This window comes from Hyunsoonleella jejuensis, from assembly GCF_900111025.1.
Classification (GTDB): domain Bacteria; phylum Bacteroidota; class Bacteroidia; order Flavobacteriales; family Flavobacteriaceae; genus Jejuia; species Jejuia jejuensis.
The window spans coordinates 583759-608999 of record NZ_FOFN01000001.1; the positions used below are offsets into that span (position 1 = coordinate 583759).

At 35.3% G+C, this 25241-nt stretch carries 25 protein-coding genes; 9 read left to right on the top strand and 16 right to left on the bottom strand.

What is annotated here, in order from left to right; genetic code table 11:
- Window positions 1–88: 88 nt before the first annotated feature.
- On the top strand, window positions 89–853 hold the full coding sequence (locus BMY39_RS02485) for a UDP-2,3-diacylglucosamine diphosphatase (protein ID WP_092574937.1): 765 nt from the start codon (window positions 89–91) through the stop codon (window positions 851–853).
- On the opposite strand, the gene BMY39_RS02490 is transcribed toward BMY39_RS02485, so the two are convergent.
- The 3 genes from BMY39_RS02490 to BMY39_RS02500 all read right to left on the bottom strand — a co-directional run bounded on the left by BMY39_RS02490 (window position 850) and on the right by BMY39_RS02500 (window position 4299).
- The gene (locus tag BMY39_RS02490; protein ID WP_092574938.1) at window positions 850–2112 is read right to left on the bottom strand and encodes an MFS transporter; all 1263 of its coding nucleotides are present in this window, start codon (window positions 2110–2112) and stop codon (window positions 850–852) included. The genes BMY39_RS02485 and BMY39_RS02490 overlap by 4 nt on opposite strands.
- A 2-nt stretch (window positions 2113–2114) precedes the next feature.
- On the bottom strand, window positions 2115–3806 hold the full coding sequence (gene recJ / locus BMY39_RS02495; protein WP_092574940.1) for a single-stranded-DNA-specific exonuclease RecJ: 1692 nt from the start codon (window positions 3804–3806) through the stop codon (window positions 2115–2117).
- A gap of 64 nt (window positions 3807–3870) precedes the next feature.
- Window positions 3871–4299, bottom strand: a complete 429-nt coding sequence (locus BMY39_RS02500; RefSeq protein ID WP_092574942.1) for an OsmC family protein — start codon at window positions 4297–4299, stop codon at window positions 3871–3873.
- Between the two features lie 59 nt (window positions 4300–4358).
- On the opposite strand from BMY39_RS02500, the gene BMY39_RS02505 reads away from it, so the two are divergent.
- Window positions 4359–4949, top strand: coding sequence for a carboxymuconolactone decarboxylase family protein (locus BMY39_RS02505; protein WP_092574944.1), 591 nt, complete (start codon window positions 4359–4361; stop codon window positions 4947–4949).
- A gap of 57 nt (window positions 4950–5006) precedes the next feature.
- On the top strand, window positions 5007–5519 hold the full coding sequence (locus BMY39_RS02510; RefSeq protein WP_092574946.1) for a hypothetical protein: 513 nt from the start codon (window positions 5007–5009) through the stop codon (window positions 5517–5519).
- Window positions 5520–5778: 259 nt separating this feature from the next.
- On the opposite strand, the gene BMY39_RS02515 is transcribed toward BMY39_RS02510, so the two are convergent.
- The 4 genes from BMY39_RS02515 to BMY39_RS02530 all read right to left on the bottom strand — a co-directional run bounded on the left by BMY39_RS02515 (window position 5779) and on the right by BMY39_RS02530 (window position 9067).
- A complete protein-coding gene (locus tag BMY39_RS02515; RefSeq protein ID WP_092574948.1) occupies window positions 5779–6348 on the bottom strand; it encodes a uracil-DNA glycosylase family protein in 570 nt (189 codons plus the stop codon).
- On the bottom strand, window positions 6348–7544 hold the full coding sequence (locus tag BMY39_RS02520) for an ATP-binding protein (RefSeq protein WP_092574950.1): 1197 nt from the start codon (window positions 7542–7544) through the stop codon (window positions 6348–6350). The genes BMY39_RS02515 and BMY39_RS02520 overlap by 1 nt, the downstream gene beginning before the upstream one ends.
- A gap of 102 nt (window positions 7545–7646) precedes the next feature.
- The gene (gene rsmI / locus BMY39_RS02525) at window positions 7647–8318 is read right to left on the bottom strand and encodes a 16S rRNA (cytidine(1402)-2'-O)-methyltransferase (RefSeq protein ID WP_092574952.1); all 672 of its coding nucleotides are present in this window, start codon (window positions 8316–8318) and stop codon (window positions 7647–7649) included.
- A complete protein-coding gene (locus BMY39_RS02530; RefSeq protein WP_092574954.1) occupies window positions 8318–9067 on the bottom strand; it encodes a hypothetical protein in 750 nt (249 codons plus the stop codon). The genes rsmI and BMY39_RS02530 overlap by 1 nt, the downstream gene beginning before the upstream one ends.
- A gap of 272 nt (window positions 9068–9339) precedes the next feature.
- Between BMY39_RS02530 and BMY39_RS02535 the strand changes: the two genes are divergently transcribed.
- The 6 genes from BMY39_RS02535 to BMY39_RS02560 all read left to right on the top strand — a co-directional run bounded on the left by BMY39_RS02535 (window position 9340) and on the right by BMY39_RS02560 (window position 16257).
- Window positions 9340–9981: a thymidine kinase gene (locus BMY39_RS02535; protein ID WP_092574956.1), complete on the top strand. Its 642-nt coding sequence runs from the start codon at window positions 9340–9342 to the stop codon at window positions 9979–9981.
- Window positions 9981–11093, top strand: a complete 1113-nt coding sequence (alr, locus tag BMY39_RS02540; protein WP_092574958.1) for an alanine racemase — start codon at window positions 9981–9983, stop codon at window positions 11091–11093. Before BMY39_RS02535 ends, alr begins: the two co-directional genes overlap by 1 nt.
- Window positions 11094–11313: 220 nt before the next feature.
- Complete coding sequence (mscL, locus tag BMY39_RS02545; protein ID WP_092574960.1) at window positions 11314–11715, top strand: large-conductance mechanosensitive channel protein MscL; 402 nt, start codon at window positions 11314–11316, stop codon at window positions 11713–11715.
- Window positions 11716–11936: 221 nt separating this feature from the next.
- Window positions 11937–12926, top strand: a complete 990-nt coding sequence (locus BMY39_RS02550; protein WP_092574962.1) for an aspartate-semialdehyde dehydrogenase — start codon at window positions 11937–11939, stop codon at window positions 12924–12926.
- 161 nt (window positions 12927–13087) lie between these two features.
- Window positions 13088–15250 carry a prolyl oligopeptidase family serine peptidase gene (locus tag BMY39_RS02555; protein WP_092574965.1) on the top strand — a complete coding sequence of 721 codons (2163 nt, stop codon included), beginning with the start codon at window positions 13088–13090 and terminating at the stop codon, window positions 15248–15250.
- Window positions 15251–15345: 95 nt separating this feature from the next.
- On the top strand, window positions 15346–16257 hold the full coding sequence (locus tag BMY39_RS02560; protein WP_092574967.1) for an ABC transporter ATP-binding protein: 912 nt from the start codon (window positions 15346–15348) through the stop codon (window positions 16255–16257).
- Here BMY39_RS02560 and BMY39_RS02565 read toward each other — a convergent pair whose 3' ends face one another.
- From BMY39_RS02565 to pdxA, 9 genes are all read right to left on the bottom strand, one after another.
- Entirely contained in the window at window positions 16258–18510 is a 2253-nt protein-coding gene (locus tag BMY39_RS02565; protein WP_092574969.1) for an efflux RND transporter permease subunit, read from the bottom strand.
- 27 nt (window positions 18511–18537) lie between these two features.
- Entirely contained in the window at window positions 18538–18987 is a 450-nt protein-coding gene (locus tag BMY39_RS02570) for a 3-oxoacyl-ACP synthase (RefSeq protein ID WP_092574971.1), read from the bottom strand.
- On the bottom strand, window positions 18984–20099 hold the full coding sequence (locus BMY39_RS02575) for an NAD(P)/FAD-dependent oxidoreductase (protein ID WP_092574973.1): 1116 nt from the start codon (window positions 20097–20099) through the stop codon (window positions 18984–18986). The genes BMY39_RS02570 and BMY39_RS02575 overlap by 4 nt, the downstream gene beginning before the upstream one ends.
- Before the next feature lie 121 nt (window positions 20100–20220).
- Complete coding sequence (gene accC / locus BMY39_RS02580) at window positions 20221–21573, bottom strand: acetyl-CoA carboxylase biotin carboxylase subunit (protein WP_092577572.1); 1353 nt, start codon at window positions 21571–21573, stop codon at window positions 20221–20223.
- A gap of 86 nt (window positions 21574–21659) precedes the next feature.
- A complete protein-coding gene (gene accB / locus BMY39_RS02585) occupies window positions 21660–22157 on the bottom strand; it encodes an acetyl-CoA carboxylase biotin carboxyl carrier protein (protein WP_092574974.1) in 498 nt (165 codons plus the stop codon).
- A 23-nt stretch (window positions 22158–22180) separates the two neighbouring features.
- Window positions 22181–23182, bottom strand: coding sequence for a beta-ketoacyl-ACP synthase III (locus BMY39_RS02590; RefSeq protein WP_092574976.1), 1002 nt, complete (start codon window positions 23180–23182; stop codon window positions 22181–22183).
- Between the two features lie 179 nt (window positions 23183–23361).
- Entirely contained in the window at window positions 23362–23565 is a 204-nt protein-coding gene (rpmF, locus tag BMY39_RS02595) for a 50S ribosomal protein L32 (protein ID WP_092574979.1), read from the bottom strand.
- A gap of 8 nt (window positions 23566–23573) precedes the next feature.
- On the bottom strand, window positions 23574–24110 hold the full coding sequence (locus BMY39_RS02600; RefSeq protein ID WP_092574981.1) for a YceD family protein: 537 nt from the start codon (window positions 24108–24110) through the stop codon (window positions 23574–23576).
- 63 nt (window positions 24111–24173) lie between these two features.
- Complete coding sequence (gene pdxA / locus BMY39_RS02605) at window positions 24174–25232, bottom strand: 4-hydroxythreonine-4-phosphate dehydrogenase PdxA (RefSeq protein WP_092574983.1); 1059 nt, start codon at window positions 25230–25232, stop codon at window positions 24174–24176.
- Window positions 25233–25241: the final 9 nt, after the last annotated feature.

Sequence of the window (25241 nt, forward strand, 5' to 3'; positions counted from 1 at the left end):
ATCTTCAATTTCTACTTACCATCAAAAACCCCTTTCCATAACAAAAATTGAGATTCCTGCGTTCGCAGGAATATGCTATATTTACACCATGCAAATACCAAAAGGCAAGAAAATATATTTCGCATCAGATAATCATTTGGGTGCACCTACTAGGGAGGCATCACTGCCCCGCGAAAAGAAATTTGTTGCATGGTTAGATGAAATAAAACAAGATGCCGCTGTAATTTTTCTCCTAGGCGATTTGTTCGACTTTTGGTTTGAATACAAAACTGTTGTCCCTAGAGGTTTTACAAGAACTTTAGGTAAACTTGCCGAAATTTCAGACTCGGGTATTCCAATACACTATTTTGTTGGGAATCACGATTTGTGGATGAACGGGTACTTTGAAGAAGAATTGAATATTCCCGTATATCACAAACCCAAAGAATTCATGTTTAACGACAAGACGTTTTTTATTGGTCATGGCGATGGTCTAGGACCAGGAGATAAAGGGTATAAACGCTTAAAAAAAGTATTTACTAATCCGTTTTTTAAATGGGTTTTTCAGTGGGGACATCCAGACATTGGTATGCGCATCGCTCAATATTTTTCAGTAAAGAACAAATTGATTTCTGGTGATGATGACGCCAAATTTTTAGGAGAAGATAATGAATGGCTTGTGCAGTATTGTAAACGCAAACTAGAGGATAAACATCGCGATTATTTTGTGTTTGGCCACAGGCATTTACCGCTTAATATCAATCTTAACAACAACGCAAAATATATCAACCTTGGTGATTGGATTCAGTACTTTACTTATGCTGAGTTTGATGGAGAGACTATAGAGTTAAAGGCATTCAAAACGGATTACTAAATCTCACTAGCTTTAATATCCTCAGTTAAATCTAATTCTCTAAGGGCTTTATTTTTAAACCCCATAGTGGTAACCGTAATTAGTGTTACACAACCCCCTAAGACTACTGCTAAAGGCGCACCAAAAATTTTAGCAGCAATGCCACTTTCTAAAGCACCAAGTTCGTTAGAAGACCCTACAAACATTGAGTTTACAGCACCAACCCTGCCACGCATGTCGTCAGGTGTTTTTAGCTGTAAAATAGTTTGGCGTATCACCATGGAAACACCATCAAACACTCCCGCAACAAACAATGCAATTACGCTCAACCAAAATAACTTTGAAGCTCCAAAAACTATCATTGCCAATCCAAAACCAAATACGGAGATTAATAATTTTTTACCTGTGTTTTTAGTTATCGGAAGATAGGTTGTAGCCAGCATAGTTAAAATACTTCCTAGCGACAAAGAGGCGTTTAATATCCCAAACCCTTTAGGACCCGCATCTAAAATATCTTTGGCAAAAACAGCGAATATAGCCACTGCACCACCAAAAAGTACAGCAATCATATCTAAAGTTAGCGCCCCTAAAATCACCTTATCGTTAAAAACAAATCGCAGCCCAACTTTCAAACTCTCTTTTACCGATTCGCCTATTTTTGTATTTAAAATGGGTTTCTTTTTAATGAGAAAAACTAATGCCAAAGCAATAAGCACCAACAAAAATATAATTCCTAAGGTTTGGTGTACCCCAATCCAAGCAATTAAAAACCCTCCAATTAATGCACCTGTTACAGATGCGCCCTTCCATGTACTACTGCTCCAAGTAGCAGCATTTGGGTAAATTGGTTTTGGAACTAGTAAGGCAATCAATGAAAATATGGTTGGCCCAAAGAATGCTCTTAAAATACCGCCAAAAAATACAAGACCGTATATCCCTAATACAATGCTATTTGTTTGCCACGAGGTTTCAATGGTTTGTGATGTTAGCCAAAATAAACCGAAACTGATTAAAGAAAACAACGCAATCATTAACGCAAAGAGGTTGCGTTTTTCTTTTCTATCTACAATATGACCTGCAAATGGTGCCATAAAAAAAGCTGGAATAAATTCACAAGCTCCAATAATCCCTAAGCTTAATTTATCATTTGTAAGTGTGTATACTTGCCACTCTATAACTACAAATTGCATAGACCATCCGAAAACCAAGGCAAATCTCAATAGTAAGAAAATATTGAATTCTCTTATTCTAAGTGCAGCATAAGGATCATTTTTTGCCATGGCTAACTTTTGATATCTCGAAGTTTTAGTTGTAAAGAAACGTTACCATTCCATTCATTTTCATCAATGGAGTATACCGCATGAAATGCTTTTCCCTCGGAAACTAAATTATATTTGTCTCCCATCCCGAAACCTATGCAAACAAAACTTTGCGAACCATTTTGCGTTGCCGTTAATCTTAAATGTGTTTTATCAGCACCTACACATTTGCCATAGCCAGTATCTTTGAGATTTTCGGTCATAAATACAGGTGTCATATTACTAGGGCCATAAGGTGCAAATTGTTTTAAAATCCTATAAAATTTAGGAGTAATGATTTCTAAGTCAATCTGTGTGTCAATTTTAACCTCTGGAATCAATAAATTCCTATCAATAGTTTTAGAAACCTCATCCTCAAATGCCTGCTTGAAAGCCTTGTAGTTTTCTTCTTTTAAAGTTAACCCAGCAGCATATTTATGTCCGCCAAATTGTTCAATATATGTAGCACAGGCTTCCAAAGCATTATAAACATCAAAACCATTAACTGAGCGGGCTGAGGCTGCTAATGTTTCGCCACTTTTGGTAAACACCAAAGTGGGACGATAATAGGTTTCAGTAAGTCTAGAAGCTACTATGCCTATAACACCTTTATGCCAGGATTCATCGTAAACCACAGTAGTTAGTCTGTCTTGCTCATTTAAGGTTTCTATTTGCTCAAGGGCAGCTTCTGTAATCTCTTTATCGGTAGCTCTTCGTTCTAAATTATAGTTGTCAATATTTGCTGCATGTTTTTTTGCTAGGTCATAATCATCGTCGGTTAACAACGCCACGGCAAAGTTTCCGTGCTCCATGCGTCCTGCAGCATTAATTCTTGGGGCGATTATAAAAACAACGTCTGTTATGGTAAGTTCGGTTTTTTCAACTTGGTCTAAAATAGCTTTAATCCCTGGTCTCGGTTTGGTATTAATAACATGCAAACCAAAATAGGCAAGCACTCTATTTTCACCATTAATCGGAACAATATCAGCACCAACGGCCGTAGCTACCAAGTCTAAATAGGGTAATAAATCTTCAGGTGTTTCACCATCTTTTTCAGCTAATGCTTGAATTAATTTAAAGCCCACACCACAACCACACAATTCTTTAAAAGGATAGTTACAATCTTCGCGTTTTGGGTCTAAAACAGCGACAGCATCAGGGATTTTATCTCCAGGACGGTGGTGGTCACATATAATAAAATCGATACCCAGCGATTTTGCATAGTCTACTTTTTCAATAGCCTTAATACCGCAATCTAATGCAATAATTAATGTGAAATCGTTTTCTAAAGCAAAATTGATACCCTTTTTAGATACACCATAACCTTCATCATATCTATTTGGGATATAGGTGTAAACTAAACTATGCTTCGTTTTTAAATATGTAGACATTAACGCCACGGCCGTAGTACCATCTACATCATAATCACCATATACCAAAATATTTTCCTTATTGGCAATAGCTTGTTCTATTCTTGTCACAGCTTTGTCCATATCCTTCATTAAGTACGGATTGTGCAAATGCTTTAAACTAGGGCGAAAAAAGGCTTTTGCATCATCGTAGGTTTCAATACCTCGTTGTACCAAAAGCGTAGCAATAGTTTCATCTACTTGAAGGGCTTCCTGTAAATGTTTTACTTTCTCTAAATGTGGTTTTGGTTTAAGCGTCCAACGCATTTAAAAAGTTTTAAGTTAAAAGTGCTCTAAAGTAAAAGTTTATAGACTAAAAGCTTAAAATACTTTAGGTGCTTTTAGGGTGAAAAAACGTTTCGATACTTAATTCTGAAAACTGACGAAACATTTCCATAACGCCACAATACTTTTCAATGGATAAATCTACAGCACGTTGTAGTTTCTTTTCATTTAAATGTTCACCATAAAAATGAAAATGCATTGCTACTTTATCATAATATTTTGGATGCTCATCCGTTAAATTGGCTTCAATTTCAATATTGAAATCATCCACATCCAACTTCATTTTTTTTATCAATGCCGCTACATCAAGTCCAGAGCATCCCGCTAAACCGGAGAGCATTAAGGCTTTTGGGCGATAGCCTTCGCTTTTACCACCGTTTTCTTCGCCCGCATCGATAAATAAATTATGTCCTGACGGATTTGTGCTTTCAAATCGCATTTCTCCCAACCACTTTGTGGAAACTTTAACTGCCATTTTTCTAATAATTTTTTGTTACTTGTAGTTCTCAAAAATACTACTTAAAAAATTAAAACATGCCTTTAGTAACACCATTATCTGCAGACCACGATTTAGAAACGAAGGAACTCGCAAAGTTCTTCAATGAAACCTTAGGGTTTTGTCCAAATTCGGTATTGACGATGCAAAGGCGGCCAGCAATCAGTACGGCTTTTATTAATTTGAATAAAGCGGTTATGGCCAATGAGGGGCGTGTTACTTCAGCCTTAAAACGTATGATTGCTTGGGTAAGTAGTAACGCCACTGGTTGTCGCTATTGTCAGGCACATGCCATTCGCGCTGCAGAACGTTATGGTGCGGAGCAGGAACAATTAGATAATATTTGGGAATACAGAACGCACCCTGCTTTTAGTGAAGCAGAACGTGCTGCTTTAGACTTTAGTTTAGCCGCTTCGCAAGTGCCCAATGCGGTTGACGAAGCTATAAAAAAACGGTTATATGAATATTGGGACGAAGGCGAAATTGTAGAGATGTTAGGCGTAATTTCTTTATTTGGATACTTAAACCGTTGGAACGACTCCATGGGAACTTCTATTGAAGAAGGCGCTGTTGAAAGTGGTGAGCAGTATTTAGGAAAACATGGATGGGAGAAGGGGAAGCATTCTTGATTTTTGATTTACGATTAATGATTTCAGATTTACTTTTATAAAAATTAACCTTAAACTATGAATGATTTAAAATGCCCTAACTGTAAAGAAGAAGTGTCCCAAATAGAACTAGATTGCGAAAATTGTGGATTTCCATTATCTGGAACCGAAAAGGAAAAGGCAATTTTTATAGGAAGACAAATTTCTAATACATCTAAAATTGGTGATGCTAAAGAATCTCAAGAAAAAGCGCAACGTATTTTATATATAATTGGAGGCTTTCAAATAATTAATGGTATTTTGGTTTACTTTAATACAAAAAGTATTATGGATGTTACTTTTTATATTATTCTAGGCATACTTTTAGGCGTATTTGGATACTTTTCTTCAAAAAAACCAATCCTATTTTTGTCTTTAGCCTTGATATTAATTCTAAGTTATTACGGACTATTGTATTTAATTAACCCTGAATTTGTCTTTAAAGGTATTTTGTGGAAAATTGTCATCATTGGTTTTCTGTGTTATGGCATTTGGAACGCAATGGAAGCCCGACAACTCAAGAAAAACAATAAGTTTTTGGAAAAACAGTAATTTACTTTTAAATATTTTTTTGAAACCTTTCAAGAAATGTGGAGGTTTTTTTGCATAGGCAAACTGCACTTAATTTCATGTCTTAAACCAAACCAACATTACCTTCTATTTTCGTTTTTCTAATATTATTAATTATGAAAAACAAAAGAAGATTGAGTGCAAATTTTAAGCTGTTAGAAAAAGCTTTTAAAGTTACTATCCCGAAAATAAAAATATTACTCGAAATTTTGAAAATATTAAAAGATGTATTTGGAATCGATTAAACCAAATCTTTGATTCGCTTCCTCAATTCAGGCAACACCTCAACCTCAAACCAAGGATTCTTAGTCAACCAAAATCTATTTCTAGGCGAAGGATGTGGCAATGGCAAATACTTTGGTAAATATTCTTTGAAATTAGCTACCGTTTCGGTTAAGGTTTTTTGCGTTTGTTTTCCTAAATAATAGTTTTGGGCATACATTCCAATTAAAATTACTAGATCTACATTTTTAAGTTCATCAAATAATGGTTTGTGCCATTGCGGAGCGCATTCTGGCCGTGGTGGTAAATCGCCTGTTTTTCCTTTTCCTGGGTAACAAAACCCCATTGGAATTATGGCAAACTTTTTTTCATCATAAAAAGCTTCATCAGTTACATCAAGCCATTTTCTTAGTTGCTTACCACTGGCATCGTCCCAAGGAACTCCAGACGCATGTACTTTTGTTCCTGGTGCTTGACCTATAATCACAATTTTAGAATCTGGATGTGTGGAAACTACTGGTCTTGGCCCCAAGGCTAAATGATCCTTACAGATATTACAATGTTTTATATTTATAAGTAACTCTTGCATTAATACAAAAATCCAAATAAATACAATGGAATAATGTTTAGGCTACCAACTTCCATATCGTCCCTTACTACAAAACTATTTTTAACACCTTGTATTTGTTTTGTTTTTTTATTTTTCCCTCCAATCTCAAACGTATACGTTCTATCTATCAAAAAATCTCCTTTTTCTGCAAGATGAATGTCATGTAGGTGTTTCATTTGGTTTGCAAAAAATGTTTCGCGTAGTGTGCCTATTTCTGCATTTTGGTTTCCTAGAACATGAACTAAATTTGGGTTGTTTAGAAACAGTTTTTCGGGTTTTGTTAATGCGCCAACACCTTTTGTTGGCTTGTAAAGTTCCATTACCAAATCTGCCCTATTAAGTAGTTTTATAGCATTTATTAAAAACACTCTAGACATCCCCAAACGCTCACTAAGTCTAGTAATGTTGGGTATAAATGGTGCGCTTTGGGCTATAGCTATCAATAGTTTTTTTACTTTTCGACTATCCTCATATGGCATATTTTCAACAGCATTCAAATCAACTTCTAGAATTAGGTTTATCGTTTGGTTTAATTTCGAAGCATAACTTTGCCTATTTTCTAAATAGTAAGGATATGCGCCATGTTTCAAATACGCATCAAAATATTTAATAGGAGTAGTTAACTGTTGTTTTAAATCCCTTGCTATTTTTTTATGGTTTTTTAATAGATCGTCTAATTGAAATTTAGGAAGCTTTAATCTAAAATCTTCAAACTGAAGAAACTCTCTAAAGGATAACTCTTTTAAATGGTACATAACAACCCTTCTACTTAAATCTGATTCTCCTTTATAAATTTCTAACATTGATGACGATGTAAACACAACTTGAAGCTTTGGGAATTGGTCATAAATCAATTTTAATTCTCTAGACCAATTAGGGTATTTATGTACTTCATCTAAAATGAAATGGGTACCTCCTCTTAGTGTAAAAGATTTGGCAAGAGCTACTAAGGTATTATTCGAAAAATATAAATCATCTAATGTAGCATATAAAACCTCGCTTGTTACTGGAAGCTTATGTTTTATGTATTGAAGTAGAAGCGTGGTTTTTCCTGAACCTCTAGCTCCTTTTATTCCTATTAATCGGTTTGTCCAATCTATTTCGTTTAATAAATAACGTTCTGTTGAAGAAAGTTCTTCTAATAGTTGCTCTTGAAATGAAATTAACTCGTCCATAAATGTTTTTTATCTGAAACAAAATTAACAAATTTTGTTTTCAAACAAAAACAATAATCTAATAAATTGTTTATAGACAAAAACATTTTTGCGCTAAACTGTTTATTTTTTCCCCCCAACCACAATAACAATTTCACCTTTTGGTGGTTTGTTAGTGTAATGCTCCAAAACCTCCTTCGCTGTTCCTCGGATGGTTTCTTCGTATAATTTGGTTAGCTCTCTTGATACTGAAACTTGTCGGTCCTCTCCAAAATACTCGCAAAAATGCCCGAGTGTTTTCACCAATTTATGCGGACTTTCATAAAAAATCATGGTTCTTGTTTCTTGGGCTAGAAGTAAAAGTCGGGTTTGCCTTCCCTTCTTTACTGGCAAAAAGCCTTCAAAAACAAATTTATCATTTGGTAATCCAGAGTTTACTAAAGCAGGTACAAAGGCAGTTGCTCCTGGTAAGCATTCTATCTCTATATTGTTTTCAATACACGCTCGAGACAACAAAAATCCAGGATCGGAAATGGCAGGTGTCCCTGCATCACTTATTAATGCAATCGATGTTCCGCTTTTTAACTTTTGAATGACACCCTCAACCGTTTTATGCTCGTTATGCATGTGGTGCGATTGCATGTGTGTAGAAATCTCAAAATGTTTCAGCAGTTTTCCAGACGTTCGGGTATCTTCAGCTAGTATTAAATCCACTTCTTTTAGAACTTCAATAGCTCTAAAGGTGATGTCTTTTAAATTTCCTATTGGTGTGGGAACAAGGTAAAGTTTACTCATTAGCTAAACTTAACTTGGATAATTTCCATAAAACGTTCTGAAAACTCTTCTTTTCCTTCCCAATTATTATAATCGGGCTTTACAATAGTTTCAACAAAACGATTTGCATCTTCTAGAGTTTGTATGGTGTTTAGCTGCGAAATCACACGATCATAATCCGTATTATTCCCATCAAATAAATGCTTTATGAAGGCTATTTTATCATTTAAACCAATACTTAATCCGCCACTTTTAATACGCTCGTTTAGCGATTTTTTCTCTTGTCCGTTTTGCTTGTGCACTTTAGAAATTGGTTCAAAAACAGGTAAATCCCTAAAATCTGCGGTTAAATCTTCCAACTCACCTTTATGGCTTTCTTCTTTGGGTACGATGGATTCAATAATAGCATCTACTTCATTCTGCTCTGGTTGTTCCGGCATAAATTCTACCATGTCCTTAATTTTGTTCATCACAGGTTCAGAAATCTCATCGTCAACAACATCATCAAGATTGATATAGATTTTATCTTCAACCTCAATGTTATCACTTATTTTATTATTAAAAGCGGCGTCCAACATTCCGAAGAAGGATGAGTTATTACCAATAGTAGGAATGTCTTCATCGAAATTTTCATGTGCAAATTTTAAAACAGAAAGCTTTTCATAAAGCATACGCGCTTCATCATGCATTTTTAAAACATCTTCCTTTCCTTTTAATTTAAGAATTCTGTGTGCGATACTTACCAACTCAGATTCTAGCTTCTTCTTCATCTTAATACAATTTTAAAAATTAATGTGTTTTACACTTTTGATTTTAATAAATTTACGCCACCTTTATACAAAACGAGCGGGAGCTTGGTTTAGTACTAAATAGGCTTTAAAATTGTGTCAAAATAATTTGAATTACAAGGTGCAAAGACGATTAAGAAAATCTAAGCGTAGCCTTAGCTACGGTTCTAATTTATTAAGAAGTATTTGTGCACTATAAACAAATTATTAGTGTAATTTTAAGGTTTATTTAGTACCAGTGTTAAAATTACAAAATGTTTCTCGAAAATACCGTAAATCATAAAGAACAATTTGGATGGATTGAAGTAATCTGCGGTTCAATGTTCTCTGGAAAAACAGAAGAACTCATTCGTCGTCTTAAGCGTGCACAGTTTGCAAAACAAAAGGTTGAGATTTTTAAACCTACGGTTGATGTGCGTTACGATGAAGATATGGTAGTGAGCCACGATGAAAACCAAATTCGTTCTACGCCTGTGCCGGCAGCGGCTAATATTCCTATTTTGGCTGATGGTTGCGACGTGGTTGGTATTGACGAAGCTCAATTTTTTGATGACGAAATAGTACGGGTGTGTAACGATTTAGCAAACAAAGGTGTGCGCGTAATTGTGGCAGGATTAGATATGGATTTTAAGGGAAATCCTTTTGGGCCAATGCCAAATTTAATGGCTACGGCAGAATATGTTACCAAAGTACATGCCGTTTGTACCAGAACAGGTAATTTGGCACAGTACAGCTACCGAAAATCTAAAAATGATGATATTGTAATGTTGGGTGAAGTTGACGAATACGAGCCATTGAGTAGGGCTGCTTACTACAAGGCTACTATGAGCGAAAAGATTAAAACAATGAAAGTGAACGCTATTGAAAATGTGTCTTCTAAACAAAAGAAATCCTAATGCCAAAGGCCCAAGAAACCATTCTTGAAATAGATTTAAAAGCGCTTAAACACAATTTTGAGTATTTAAAATCTAAGTTGAATAACGGCACTAATTTTTTGGCAGTAGTTAAGGCCTTTGCTTATGGTAATGACGCAGAAGAAATTGCCAGATACTTACAAGATTTAGACATTGATTATTTTGCTGTAGCTTATGCCAACGAAGGTGCTGCATTGCGAAAAGCGGGTGTTACTAAGCCCATTTTGGTATTGCATACTTTAGCTACGAATTTTGATGTTATTCTAGATAACTGCTTAGAACCTAACCTTTATAATGCTAAAATTTTAGATGAGTTTATTGCTTTTGCAGAAGCGGAAAACCAAAAGGAATATCCAGTTCATATAAAATTTAATACAGGTTTGAATCGGTTAGGGTTTTGGGAAACTGATGTAGCTTATGTGGTTTCTAAACTAATTGCTTCAAAGGCTATAAAAGTAAAATCGCTCTTTTCCCATTTGGCAGCTAGTGAGGATTTAAGTGAACGTGACTTCACATTAGCACAAATAGAACGGTTTAAAATAATTTCTAGAAACTTTTCTAAGGCTCTTGGATATGAACCTTTGCTTCATATGAGTAATACATCGGGTGTTTTAAATTACCCCGAGGCACATTTTGATATGGTACGTTGCGGTATTGGTTTATACGGTTATGGAAACGCTCAAAAAGAGAGTGCAAACTTAAAACCGATTGCGTCCTTAAAAACGATAATCTCTCAAATTCACAAGATTGAAAAGGGCGAATCGGTTGGTTACAATCGTGCATTTAAAAGCGAAGCATTGTTTACTAAAACGGCTACTTTACCCATAGGACACGCCGATGGCATTAGTAGAATTTATGGAAATGGTAAAGGGTTTGTGACTATTAACGGTAAACAAGCGCCCATAATTGGTAATGTTTGTATGGACATGATTATGGTGAATGTTACTGACATTGATTGTGAGGAAGGGGACGAGGTTATTGTTTTTAATGGGAATACAACTTCGGCAGAAACTTTAGCAGAAGGTGCTGGCACCATTTCTTATGAATTAATTACGGGTATTTCCCAACGTGTAAAACGAGTAGTCTTAAAATAAACAGTAAAGGTTTAATTTGTTTTTTGAAGTTCTGCGATATAGAAGAGCGACAGCCAAAATAGTTATATTCATAATCCTTCCGCAAGAATAAAAATCAGCAGGTAACGTTAGCCCAAGAAATTAACTGCAATCTATAATTACAGCAAAGAGTTTTAACAAATGTTAAAATTTCTATTTTTTTAATTAAATTAGCAGTTCACTAACTAATAATTTAGAAAATATGTTAAAAGAATTCAAGGAATTTGCAATGAAGGGCAATCTTGTTGACATTGCAGTAGGTTTTGTAATGGGTGCTGCTTTTAAAGAAGTAGTGTCGTCCTTCACGGGGGGAATAGTATCGCCTTTAATAGGCTTGATATTTAATTCGGACTTTAAAGATTTGAAAATGAAATTAAAAGATGGCACTGTTAACGATGCAGGAGAAACAGTTGGCGAAGTATTTTTAGAATATGGTACATTTTTAACCAATGTAATCGATTTTATTATTGTGGCTTTTGTAATGTTTATGGTAGTGAAAGGTGTTAATAAAATGAAGAAAAAAGAGGAGCCTGCACCAGAAGCACCAGCAGGACCTACTCAAGAAGAGTTACTAATGGAAATTAGAGACGCTCTAAAAAAATAACAAAATGTTAAATAAATAACAAACTGTTATTTGTTGTTAAAAAGCCCTTATTTCCTTATAATGAGGGCTTTTTTTATGTCGGAAATTGCAATTAATACTTAGTTTTGCGGACGCACTCGATAATCGAGATTTTAAAATTTTTGGTTTAACCTTAATAATGAATGAATTTTGAATGCCTTTGACGATTTTACAAAGGTTGTTCGCTAAATAATAATAAACAGATGAAAGTAGCTGTAGTTGGTGCCACTGGAATGGTTGGCGAAGTAATGTTAAGAGTTCTTGCTGAACGTAATTTTCCTGTAACGGAATTAATACCTGTAGCCTCCGAGCGCTCTGTAGGTAAAACATTAACCTATGACGGAAAGGACTATACCGTAGTTGGTTTAGAAACTGCCGTTTCAATGAAACCAGATATCGCGTTATTTTCCGCAGGTGGTGGCACATCTTTAGAGTGGGCACCTAAATTTGCAGAGGTTGGTACAACAGTAGTTGATAATTCTTCGGCGTGGAGAATGGATGCAACCAAAAAATTAGTGGTTCCCGAGATTAATGCCAGCGAATTAACCAAAGAGGATAAAATTATTGCAAATCCAAACTGTTCTACAATTCAATTGGTCATGGCATTGAATCCACTTCATAAAAAATATAAAATGAAGCGTGTTGTAGTTTCTACATACCAATCGGTTTCTGGTACAGGAGTAAAAGCAGTACGTCAATTGGAAAACGAAATCGCTGGTGTAGAAGGCGAGATGGCATACCCATATCCTATTGGGAGAAATGCATTACCACATTGTGATGTGTTTGAAGACAATGGTTATACCAAAGAAGAAATGAAATTGGCTAGAGAACCTCAAAAAATATTAGGAGACAGTTCGTTTTCAGTTTCAGCCACGGCAGTACGAATTCCAACTGCAGGTGGACATTCAGAATCTGTAAACGTAGAGTTTGAAAACGATTTTGATTTAGCTGAAGTTCGTAAGCTTTTAGCTGCAACTCCTGGAGTTGTTGTTCAAGATGATGTTGCTAATAACAGCTACCCAATGCCAATTTTTGCACATGATAAAGATGAGGTTTTTGTGGGGCGTATTCGTCGTGATGAAACGCAACCAAATACCTTAAACATGTGGGTTGTTGCAGATAACTTGCGTAAAGGCGCTGCTACAAATACTGTACAAATTGCAGAATATTTAATTGATAATAATTTAGTGTAATTATCTATTTTTTTAACAATCAAAGCTTCTGAATATTCAGAAGCTTTTTTTTTGTTTAAGATACTTTGGTTTTGAACATTTTATATTTGCAAAACATTAACAATACCTAAACAGTATTTACTTCATAAATCCGCTACTTTTGATGAAATTTTAGCATCATTATGAAACAATTAATAGCAGCAGCACTCATTTTAGCAATAACAATGAGTTGCAAAGAAAATCAAGACAAAAAGAATATTGAGGTGAGTTATCCTGAAACAAAAACTGTTGATACTGTTGATACCTACTTTGGTGTTGAAGTAAAAGACCCCTACCGTTGGTTAGAAGATGATAGAAGTACAGATACTGAAGCATGGGTGAAAACACAAAACAAAACCACTTTCGCCTATTTGGATAAGATTCCGTTTAGAAAAGATTTAAAAGAACGCTTATCCAAATTATGGAACTACGAAAAAGTAGGATCGCCTTTTATCGAAGGTGATTACACGTATTTTTATAAGAACGATGGCTTGCAAAACCAATACGTTATTTATCGTCATAAAACAGGTGAAGACCCAAGTACAGCAACCGTTTTTCTAGATCCAAATACGTTTTCAGAAGATGGTACAATTTCTTTAGGCAACCTTAGTTTTTCGAAAAACGGAAAAATTGCCGCTTATTCAATTTCTGAAGGTGGTAGCGATTGGCGCAAGATTTTAATCATGGATGTTGAAAGCAAAAAAATTACCGAAGACACCTTGGTTGATATTAAATTCACTGGTATTTCTTGGTATAAAAATGAAGGATTCTATTATTCAAGTTATGATAAACCAGCAGGTAGCGAGCTATCAGCAAAAACAGATCAGCATAAGGTATATTATCATAAATTAGGCACACCCCAAAGTAGTGATAACGTTATTTTTGGTGCAACTCCACAAGAAAAGCACCGTTATATTTACGCTACAGTTACTGAAGACAACCGCTATTTGATTATTTCGCCAAAAGTATCAACTTCAGGAAACAAATTATACATCAAAGACCTTACAAAGCCTGATAGCAAGTTAAAGACTATTTTAGATCATACCGATAGCGACACATATGTTATTGATAATATAGGCAGCAAACTGTTTTTAGTTACCAATTTAAATGCACCCAATAAAAGAATTGTATCGGTTGATGCATCAAATCCATCTCCTAGTAATTGGGTGGATGTAATTCCTGAAACTGAACACGTATTATCGCCTTCAAGAAGTGGCACTTATTTTATAGCAGAATATATGGTCGATGCTATTTCAAAAGTGATGCAATACGATTACAACGGAAAATTAATAAGGGAAATTAAGCTTCCAGGAGTTGGAAATGCAAATGGTTTTGGCGCCAAAAAAGAGGAAAAAGAAGATTACTACACGTTCACAAATTATAACACGCCGGCTAGTATTTATAAGCTTGATTTAGAAACCGGGAATTCGGAACTATATTGGGAACCTTCTATTGCTTTTGACAGTGAGAATTACGAAAGTAACCAGATATTTTATATATCAAAAGACGGTACCAAAGTACCAATGATTATTACACATAAAAAGGGTATAGAATTAAATGGTAAAAACCCAACAATTCTTTATGGTTACGGAGGATTTAATATTAGTTTAAACCCTTCTTTTAGCATTACCAATGCGGTTTGGATGGAACAAGGTGGTATTCTAGCGGTTCCAAACCTTCGTGGTGGTGGAGAATATGGTAAAAAATGGCATATCGCTGGCATTAAATTGCAGAAGCAAAATGTGTTTGATGATTTTATTGCTGCAGGTGAATATTTAATTGAAAACAAGTATACATCTTCAGATTTTTTAGCCCTTAGAGGTGGCTCAAATGGTGGTTTATTAGTTGGAGCAGTAATGACACAACGCCCAGATTTGGCCAAAGTAGCACTACCTGCTGTTGGTGTTCTAGATATGTTACGCTACCACACATTTACTGCCGGTGCAGGTTGGGCTTACGATTACGGTACTGCAGAAGACAATAAAGAAATGTTCGAGTATTTAAAAGGGTATTCGCCTGTACATAATGTGAAAGAAGGCGTGGAATATCCTGCAACTTTAGTGACTACTGGAGATCACGATGATCGCGTTGTACCCGCACATAGTTTTAAATTTGCTGCAGAATTACAAAGCAAACAAACGGGGGGCAACCCAACTTTAATACGCATTGAAACCGATGCTGGCCATGGTGCAGGAACACCAGTAAGTAAAACCATTGAACAATACGCTGATATTTTTGGGTTTACATTGTACAACATGGGTTTTGAAACCTTACCAAGTAAAGCTAATGAAAAACTTAAAGGGTAAGTAAAAAGAAGATTAATTTCAAGTTGTAAATGGTATATACACTATTTTTGGACCTGCAAGACAATAAAACACTTGCAGGTCTTATTTTTTGATTCATGTTAAAGGTAAAACAACTCAATTTCTCTTACGCAAAAACCTCCGTTTTAAATGACATTTCTTTTGAAGCGCAACAAGGTGAAAACGTTGCTATAATTGGAGAAAGCGGTTCGGGAAAAAGTACTTTACTCAAATTATTGTATGGTGAGTATGATTTGAATGGCGGACAAATCTTTTGGAAAGACACCGAAATTTTAGGACCAAAACATAATCTTGTTGTTGGATACGATTTTATGAAATACGTTGCCCAGGAATTTGATTTGATGCCATTTATTACGGTTGAAGAAAATATAGCAAAACACTTATCTAGATTTTTCCCAGAGGAAGCTCAAAAACGGGTAGATGAATTAATCGAAGTTGTGCAGCTTGAAGCTTTTGCTAAACGGAAAGTAAAGACCTTAAGTGGTGGACAAAAGCAACGCGTAGCACTTGCTAGAGCTTTAGCCAAACAGCCTGAGATTTTATTATTGGACGAACCTTTTAGTCATATCGATAATTTTAAAAAACAAAGCTTAAGGCGTAGTGTTTTTAAATATTTAAAAAAAAACAGCATTACGTGTATTGTGGCTACTCACGATAAGGAAGATGTTCTTGGTTTTGCTGATAAAATGATTGTATTGCACAACAAGTGCATCGTGGCAAATGCAAAACCCAAATTACTTTTTGAAAACCCAAAATCTTCACTAATAGCGGCATTTTTTGGTGAGTTTAATGCGATTGATGGTGAGATTATTTATGCGCATCAACTTAAAATTACTGATAAATCTCAACTAAAAGCTACTGTAAAACAATCTTATTTTAAAGGCCATTTTTATTTAATAGAGGCTGAATTAAATGGTGTGTCTGTTTTTGTTGAACACCATTCTAAAATTAAAAAAGAGAAAATAATCTACTTAAAGATTGAAAAATAATTACCGATCAAATTTTTTCAATAATGCTGGCAAATAAAAAATATCGGTAATTAGAGCTATTGCAACCGTAATAGCACACAAGGCTCCAAAATCCCTAACCGATGGTGTTGCACTAGAGGCTATAATTAAAAAACCTCCAACCAAAGCAATTGTAGTAGATAAGAGTGCACTTCCTGTGTAATGCATAGCATTGTTCATGCGTACTTCAGGAGTACCTTGCACACGTTTACTTTTGCGGTATTTATGCACTAAATGGATGGTGTCATCCATAGCAATACCCAACATTATGGGAGTAATCATTGCGGTGGACACATCCAAAGGAATATCTAATACGCTCATAAAAATAGCTAAAATAGCCAACGGTAATACGTTTGGAATCAATACTAAAATGGTTGTTTTTAAACTTTTTATAAAAAACCAAAGACACAAAAAAGCTACAAAAAATGCTGCGAAAAATGATTTAAACTGAGTCTCTAAAATAAAATTGTTCAGTTGTGCAAAAACAACGGCAAATCCATTTATTTTCAGGAGGTAAACTTCTGTATCAAAAGAGTTGTTAAACGCGGTTTTAATATCCGCGATTAATTGCTCTAATTGTGATGTTTTTATTTCTTTAAAACTTATGGTAATGCCTGCAGAACTCAAATCATCTGCAAATAGTTTAAAAAAACTATTATCCGTATTTTCAACTGAAGCTAATGTATTTTTTATCTTTTCTTCAGAAATATTAGCCTGAAACAATACAGGCGATCGTTTCTCTAAAAATGATTTGATATTTACAATAGAAACGGGTGCAGTAATTATCGGGTTCTCCTCTAATTTGTTTTGAAACACTTCTAATTGTTTCATTGCATCTTTATTCAAAATACTACTACCATCAGCCATCGATATATCTAGTTGTAACCTTGAGCTTCCATGAAGTTGGGCTTCTACGATGCGCAAATCTTCTTTGGCTTTACCTTCGGCTAAAAGATCTAATGAATCTGTATCGATTTTTACTTGAAATACCGAAAACAAACCATAAAGCAGTACCAAAGTGAAACCCACAATAATACTGGTTTTGTAATAGGACGTTACGCGATTTACCCAATTGATGAACCTAGTTTGACTAAATAGTTTTAGTGACAATATGGGCTTGCTACTTTCAAAATTTAGGTTCATAAAACTAAAACCAATAATAGTAATAACATACACCAACAAAAAACTCAACACCAAACCAATACACGTGAAAACACCCATATTTTTAAAGGCTGGTAATGGCGATATGTACAACGCAAAATACCCCACAAAAGTGGTTAAGGTTGTATAAAAACAAGGTGTGATACTCTTTCGAACAGCCAGTGTTAGTAGCTCTACCTTACTAAGACTTTTATTTAAAAGCCCTTCTTTATGATAAATGTTAATGATATGCACCGCATCACTTACACTGTACACCATCAAAATTGTTGGGATAAGCATAGAAATCATATTCAAAGCGTACCCGAGTGATGTAATGATACCAAAGAGAAGTGAGACTGGTACCGCAACAGACAATAATGATATTATTAAATACCGTTTACTTGGTAGCAAAAAGAGTAGCATGAGTGTGATTACTAAGACCGTTAAGACACCAAATAGTAAGCTCTCTTTATAGATGCCTTTGCTATAAGCTTCGTTTAAAACTGGTGGTCCTGTTAAATAATAGTCTGTATAGTGCTTTTCAATTGTGTTTCTGATAGTACTTGCAATAATTTCCCGTTTTTCCTCTATTTGAGGCGTTGGGTTCAATTGGATGTAAAAAAACTGATGTTTAAAATCATCTGTAATAAGTTGAGAACTTATGCTAGGTAACTTAGCTAGCAAATTTTTTAAACCTTTATCACTTCGTTCAGTATTATACAAATCATCAAAAACAATTTTGTTGTTACTGTAAATGGGATATTTCGCTTTAGCTAAACTATAGGATGTTTTAACAAAAGACAGTGATTCTATATCCTGATGAAGTTGTAATAAAGTGCTACGTTCGGTTTTTCCAATGGCATTATCTACGGGAAACATGGCGATAAAAATCTCATCCGAACCAAATTCTTCCTGAAAATCGATATATGCTTTATAACTAGGATCATCTTCTAAAAACCAAATTGTAAGTGAATTGTCTATGCTTAATTTGTTGGCGGTTTGGTAACCTGCAAAACCCATTAAAATTGTTAAGACAATAATAATCGATAGCCTATACTTAATGACTGATTTTATAACCTTTTGTAAATGCTCCATGTTATACTATCGTAGAATTTTTACTAATTATTCTATTTTAGTGATTGTAAAGGTACTGCTTCTAAACGTTATTTTATCGCCTACTTGTTTTGATAGAAGTAATTGTGCAATAGGGGTAGATGGTGAAACGGCAAAAAAATATTCATCATCACAAGTTAGTTCTCCAGCGCTAATAGCAATGAAATAATTAAAACTTGAAGTGTAAGCAAGAGTACCTAAACCTATAACTTTAGATGTTTTTTCTACATTAATTTTAGTCAACACCTCTTTTAACTTCTGAATTTCCGCCAATTGATGGCCTGCTTTTTCGCGCTCTAATTGTAGCATAGCACGACCTGTTTCGTGTTTGTCTCCAGCAGAACTTTTAGTTTCTGATTGCAATGAATTTTGAATGTCTTGAATGGTGTTTTGGATGGTTTGTAAACGATGTTCTACAAACTTTAGGCATTGATTGTATAGGTGTTGTTTAGTCTTCATAAAGTTAAATCTGCTAATTCCTTGCCAACCAAACTGCCAATGGCAACACCCATACCACCTAAACGAACCCCACAATATACATTATTAGATAGTTGTTTTACAATCGCTTTTTTCTGTGGGCCAACACCCATAATGCCACTCCACCTGTGGGCAATTTCAAAAGGTTTATTAGGTAAAATTATTGTACTTAAAATAGCTTCGAGTTTCTTTTGAATGATGTCTGTTTGCTGGAATTTGGTGGTTTCTTCTCCTTTAAAATCTAAATGTCGCCCACCGCCAAGTAGAATTCTATTATCAACATTTCTAAAATAGTAGTAACCTCTATCTAAATGAAATGTACCTTTTATTTTAAGGTTTTTAATAGGGTTTGTAATCAAAACTTGAGCTCTAGCTGGTTTTACAGCTTCATTTAATAATTGAGATGCAAATCCGTTGGTGGCAAAACATAATTTTGACGCTGAAAATTCAAAATGATTGGTTTGAATGCTTACAGTACTATTGTGTTCTGAGAAGTTCATAATAGACGTGCTATTCAAAATCTTAATGCCTTTAGATTGGACTTGTTTCAATAGGGTTTCCATTAGTTGCCCAGTATCAATTTGTCCTTCAAACTGATTGAAAATATAATCTTCCTTTACACGTTTAAAGTTGAAAATATTATCCTTTAGACTGAATACGTCATCTTTAAAAATAGGCTTGAGGAGTTTGTTGACGTATGCCTTATTTTCGATACAAGAATTGAATAAAGCTTCATCCGTTTCCAAAAACAATTCGTAACCGCCTAATTGTTGGAAACTAAGTTGTTTATCACCTATGGTTTCACGCAATAATTTTAAACCAACAGCTCGTTTTTTTACAAGCTGAAAAACCTCTTCTTCCGAATGTGTTTTTAAATCTTCTAATACTTCACTTAAACTACCAAAACAAGCAAATCCTGCATTTTTGGTGCTTGCACCTTGCGGCAAAATGCCCTTTTCTAGAATGATGATTTTTGCGTTAGGCCAACGTTCACGAAGTTGTAGGGCACAATTTAAGCCCACAATACCACTACCAACCACACAATAATCGATGTTGGTAAGCCAAGACTTTATTTCCCAGTAAGAGAGTTGCACAATGCTAAGTTACTGCTTTAAAATAAATAGGGATGCCTGTATTAAGAAGCGCAAAGGAATCGCACAGTGAGGGACAGTAAAATGAAAAAAACTCCGAAAAAAATTCCGGAGTTTTATATATTTATTCTTCAACTGGCTTTTGCATCTTGAAATCTTCCATAAACTTTGTAGTATAGTTTCCGGCAACATAATCAGGATGATCCATTAATTGTCGATGAAATGGAATCGTGGTTTTTATACCTTCAATTACAAATTCATCCAAAGCTCGTTTCATTTTATTAATTGCTTCTTCGCGTGTTTGCGCTGTAGTAATTAACTTAGCAATCATAGAGTCGTAATTAGGTGGAATGGAGTATCCAGCATAAACATGCGTATCTAAACGTACACCATGACCTCCTGGTGCGTGTAGGGTTGTGATTTTACCTGGTGACGGTCTAAAACCATTGTAGGGATCTTCAGCATTGATACGACATTCTATAGAATGTAAATTCGGCTCATAATTTTTACCTGAAATTGGCACGCCAGCAGCAACTAATATCTGCTCTCTAATTAAATCGAAATCTATAACTTGTTCTGTAATAGGATGCTCCACCTGAATACGCGTATTCATTTCCATAAAGTAGAAATTACGATGTTTATCTACCAAAAATTCTACAGTTCCTGCTCCTTCATATTTAATATATTCTGCGGCTTTAACTGCAGCAGCCCCCATTTTTTTGCGTAATTGAGGTGTCATAAAAGGAGAAGGTACTTCTTCTGTTAACTTTTGATGGCGACGTTGAACAGAGCAATCTCTTTCGGATAAATGACATGCCTTACCTCGGGAGTCTCCCACTATTTGAATTTCGATATGCCTTGGCTCCTCAATGAGTTTTTCCATATACATATCGTCGTTTCCAAAAGCTGCTTTACTTTCTTGTCTTGCAGAATCCCAAGCGTCTTTTAAGTTTTCTTCCTTAAAAACACCGCGCATTCCTTTTCCACCACCACCCGCACTGGCTTTTAGCATTACGGGATATCCTACTTCTTTAGCTAGTTTTTTACATTCTTCAAATGTTTCTATAACGCCTTCACTCCCGGGAACACAAGGTACCCCAGCTGCTTTCATTGTAGCTTTGGCATTGGCTTTGTCTCCCATTTTGTCAATCATTTCAGCAGAAGCACCGATGAATTTGATACCGTGTTCCTCACAAATCTGTGAAAACTTTGCATTCTCTGATAAGAAACCATATCCTGGATGAATCGCATCAGCATTGGTAATTTCTGCAGCGGATATAACATTAGACATTTTTAAATAAGATTCGGCACTTGATGGAGGTCCTATACACACCGCCTCGTCTGCAAACTTTACATGCAAACTTTCGGCATCTGCAGTAGAATAAACAGCAACGGTTTTAATCCCCATTTCTTTACAGGTTCTAATAACGCGAAGCGCAATTTCCCCTCTATTGGCAATCAATATTTTTTTAAACATAACTTTAGTAATTAAAAATTTCAAATTCCAATCGCCAAATTCCAAATATTGGATTTTGAGATTTGTGTATTGGAATTTTTAATAGGTTATGAAGGATCTACTAAGAATAGTGGCTGATCGAACTCTACTGGAGAAGAATCATCCACTAAAATCTTCACTATTTTCCCTGAAACTTCAGATTCTATTTCGTTAAATAGTTTCATCGCTTCTATAATACACAGTACATCGCCTTCGGCAATGGTTTGCCCTACCTCGACAAATAATGGTTTGTCTGGTGATGGTTTTCTATAGAACGTTCCTATTATTGGGGATTTAATGGTAATGTATTTTGAAGTGTCATCTGCTGCCGTCGCTGGTACTTCTGTTTTTGCGGGTTCAGCAGCTGGTGCTGAGGTTTCTGGTGCTTGTGCAACAGGCGCTTGTGCAACTTGTGGTGCAGCTACGGGTGCGTATTGTACGGTTGGCGTATCGTTATCCGATCCTGTTCTTATGGTGATTTTTACATCATCCATTTCTAATTTAACCTCGCTTGCTCCAGATTTAGCAACAAACTTGATTAAGTTTTGAATCTCTTTTAAATCCATAATTCAGCTATTGGTTTTAATCGTTAGTTTTTAGAGTTATAGGCCCATTTTAAATAAATGGCGCCCCAGTTAAATCCGCCACCAAAAGCGGCAAATATTATATTATCACCTTTTTTAAGTTGCGATTCGTAATCAGCTAAGAGTAACGGCAAGGTGGCAGAAGTTGTATTTCCATACTTATGTATATTTACCATTACTTTTTCCTCTGCTAAGTCTATACGTTGTGCTGTAGCGTCTATAATACGTTTATTGGCTTGGTGCGCAGCGAGCCAATCTACAGAATCTTTATCTAAATTATTGCGCTCCAAAATTTTCACAGCTGCGTCGGCCATATTAAAAACAGCGTTCTTAAACACTGTTCTTCCTTCTTGAAATGCATAATGCCCGCCTTCGTCTAACGCTTCGTGGGTTAATGGGTGCACAGAACCACCATATTTGGCTTGTAAAAACTCACGCCCTGTACCATCACTTCTTAAATATTCGTCTTTAAGCCCTAAATCATCGGTAGTGGGTTCAAATAGTACTGCGCCAGCACCATCGCCAAAAATAATACACGTTGCCCTATCTTTATAATTAATTAACGAAGACATTTTATCTGCACCGACTAAAAGCACATTTTTATAACGTCCCGACTCAATATAAGATGCTGCAACAGACATGCCGTATAAAAAGCTAGAACAAGCTGCATCCATATCAAACGAAAACGCATTTGTAGCACCAATTTCTGCAGCTGTATACGCTGCCGTTGATGCTGCTTTCATATCCGGCGTTGCGGTAGCTACAATTACTAGTTCAATGTCTTTTGGGTCTATACCCTTTTTATCTATAAGATTTTGGGCTGCTTTTATGGCCAGATAGGAGGTGCCTTTACCTTCTTTTTTTAGGATACGACGTTCTTTAATCCCAGTTCTTGTGGTTATCCATTCGTCGTTCGTATCAACCATAGTTTCAAGAATCTGATTGGTTAATACATACTCTGGAACATAGGCTCCAACTGCGGTAATTGCTGCTGAGATTTTACTCATACGTTTTAACAAATTTGAACGAAAAATGACTTAAACGAATCAAAATTGCCTAATTTTTATCGAAAAATAGAAAATTTTGAATAATTATAGTGCAAATTAAGGCTTTTTTACCGTATAGAAATGCATATCATAAAAAAAACGCCCACAAGTGAGCGTTTTGTTATATGCATGCATAATGTTTATGCTAAGTTTTCAGCTTCTTCAGAATTATCAATAAGTACTTGACCTCTGTAGTATAATTTTCCTTCATGCCAGTGTGCTCTGTGATATAAGTGAGCTTCTCCTGTTGTTGGGCATGTAGCAATCTGTGGCGCAGTTGCTTTGTAATGTGTTCTTCTTTTATCTCTTCTTGTTTTAGAGATTTTTCTCTTAGGATGTGCCATTTTTTATGTTATTTATCCGTTAATAGTTTTTTCAATGTATTCCAACGCGGATCAATATCCTCGTTTGTTTTTTCTTTTTCCTGTTTAGGACTTAGTTCTTCTAGTTTTTCAAGTATTTCCGAATTTAATGTCCCGTCTTCAATTCCTGGATGCGTGCGCTTTACGGGTACTGCAAGCACTATAAGCTCGTAAAGGTATTGTTGGACGTTAATCTCGTGCTCGCCATGAGGCACGATAAGAATATCAATATTTTCATCGTTGTACTCTTGACCAAACTTCACTACTAAATCAAAACTGTTTTCTATGTTTTGATTGTAAGGTTCGTTTGTAACATCACAATTTACATTTACGTATCCAGAAATTTCAAAGTGTAATTCTAATAAAGTTGATTTTTTGTTTAAAACAATATCAACCTTAACATTTACATCATTAAATTCTTCAAACCCAAAATAATCAAAGAACGTTTGGTTTATCCTGTACTCAAAATCGTGATTCCCGACCTTTAATCCCACAAATGAGATTGCATATTCTTTCATTGGCTTCATGGTCACATCTATTTTGAGCCTGCAAATATATAAATTTTTTAGCTTACGCCAACTTGCTAAATGTTATTTTTTTAAGCTTAGCTTTCTTGGTTGTTTTTTTAAAGGGTTCGCTGTAAGTTCTTCAAAATCAGAACGATTTCTAAATATTTGAATTCCCATAAACAAAGCTTCTTTAAACGAACTTTCATCAGCTACTCCTTTGCCTGCTATTTCATATGCTGTTCCGTGGTCTGGTGAGGTTCTAACTCGGGTTAGGCCTGCGGTAAAGTTCACCCCTTGACCAAAGGATAGTGTTTTAAATGGAATTAAGCCTTGGTCGTGATATGAGGCAATGATTGCATCAAAGTTTTTGTAGTTATTGGAGCCAAAAAAACTATCAGCCGCATAAGGCCCATAAACTAACTTGCCACTTTCCTTAATTTTTCTTAGTGTTGGCCGCATAACATCATCATCTTCACTGCCAATTACACCGTTATCTCCCGTATGAGGGTTAATGCCTAATACTGCAATTTTTGGTTTTACAATCTTAAAATCTTTCCTTAAGGTGTCGTAAACTGTATTGATTTTATCGGTGATTAGTGCTTCCGAAATATGTTCTGATATATCCTTCACTGGTACATGGTCTGTTAATAAACCTACTTTTAAAGTATCTGTTACCATGAACATCAAACTTTTTCCACCCAATTCTTTAGCTAAATAATCGGTATGTCCAGGAAATGTGAAAGCTTCAGATTGAATATTGTGCTTATTTATCGGTGCCGTAACCAAAACATCAACTTGCTTTTGTTTTAGTGCTTTTGTTGCTGCTTCTAAAGATTTTAAAGCGTACTCACCTATTTTAGGCTCCTCCATACCAAAGTTAATAGTCACTGGTTCTTTCCAACAGTTTAGTACATTAACCTTTCCGTGGCTCAGGTTGTTAATGTCATGGATGCTATTAAAATCTATAGATGAGTTAAAATGCTTCTTAAAAAAGTGCATTACTTTTATAGAAGCAAAAATTACAGGAGTACATAGTTCAAGAATCCTGGAATCTTCAAAGGTTTTTATAATAATTTCGCCGCTAATTCCATTTAAGTCTCCAACCGAAATTCCTACTATTATATTTTCTTCATGCTTCATGAATGCCCT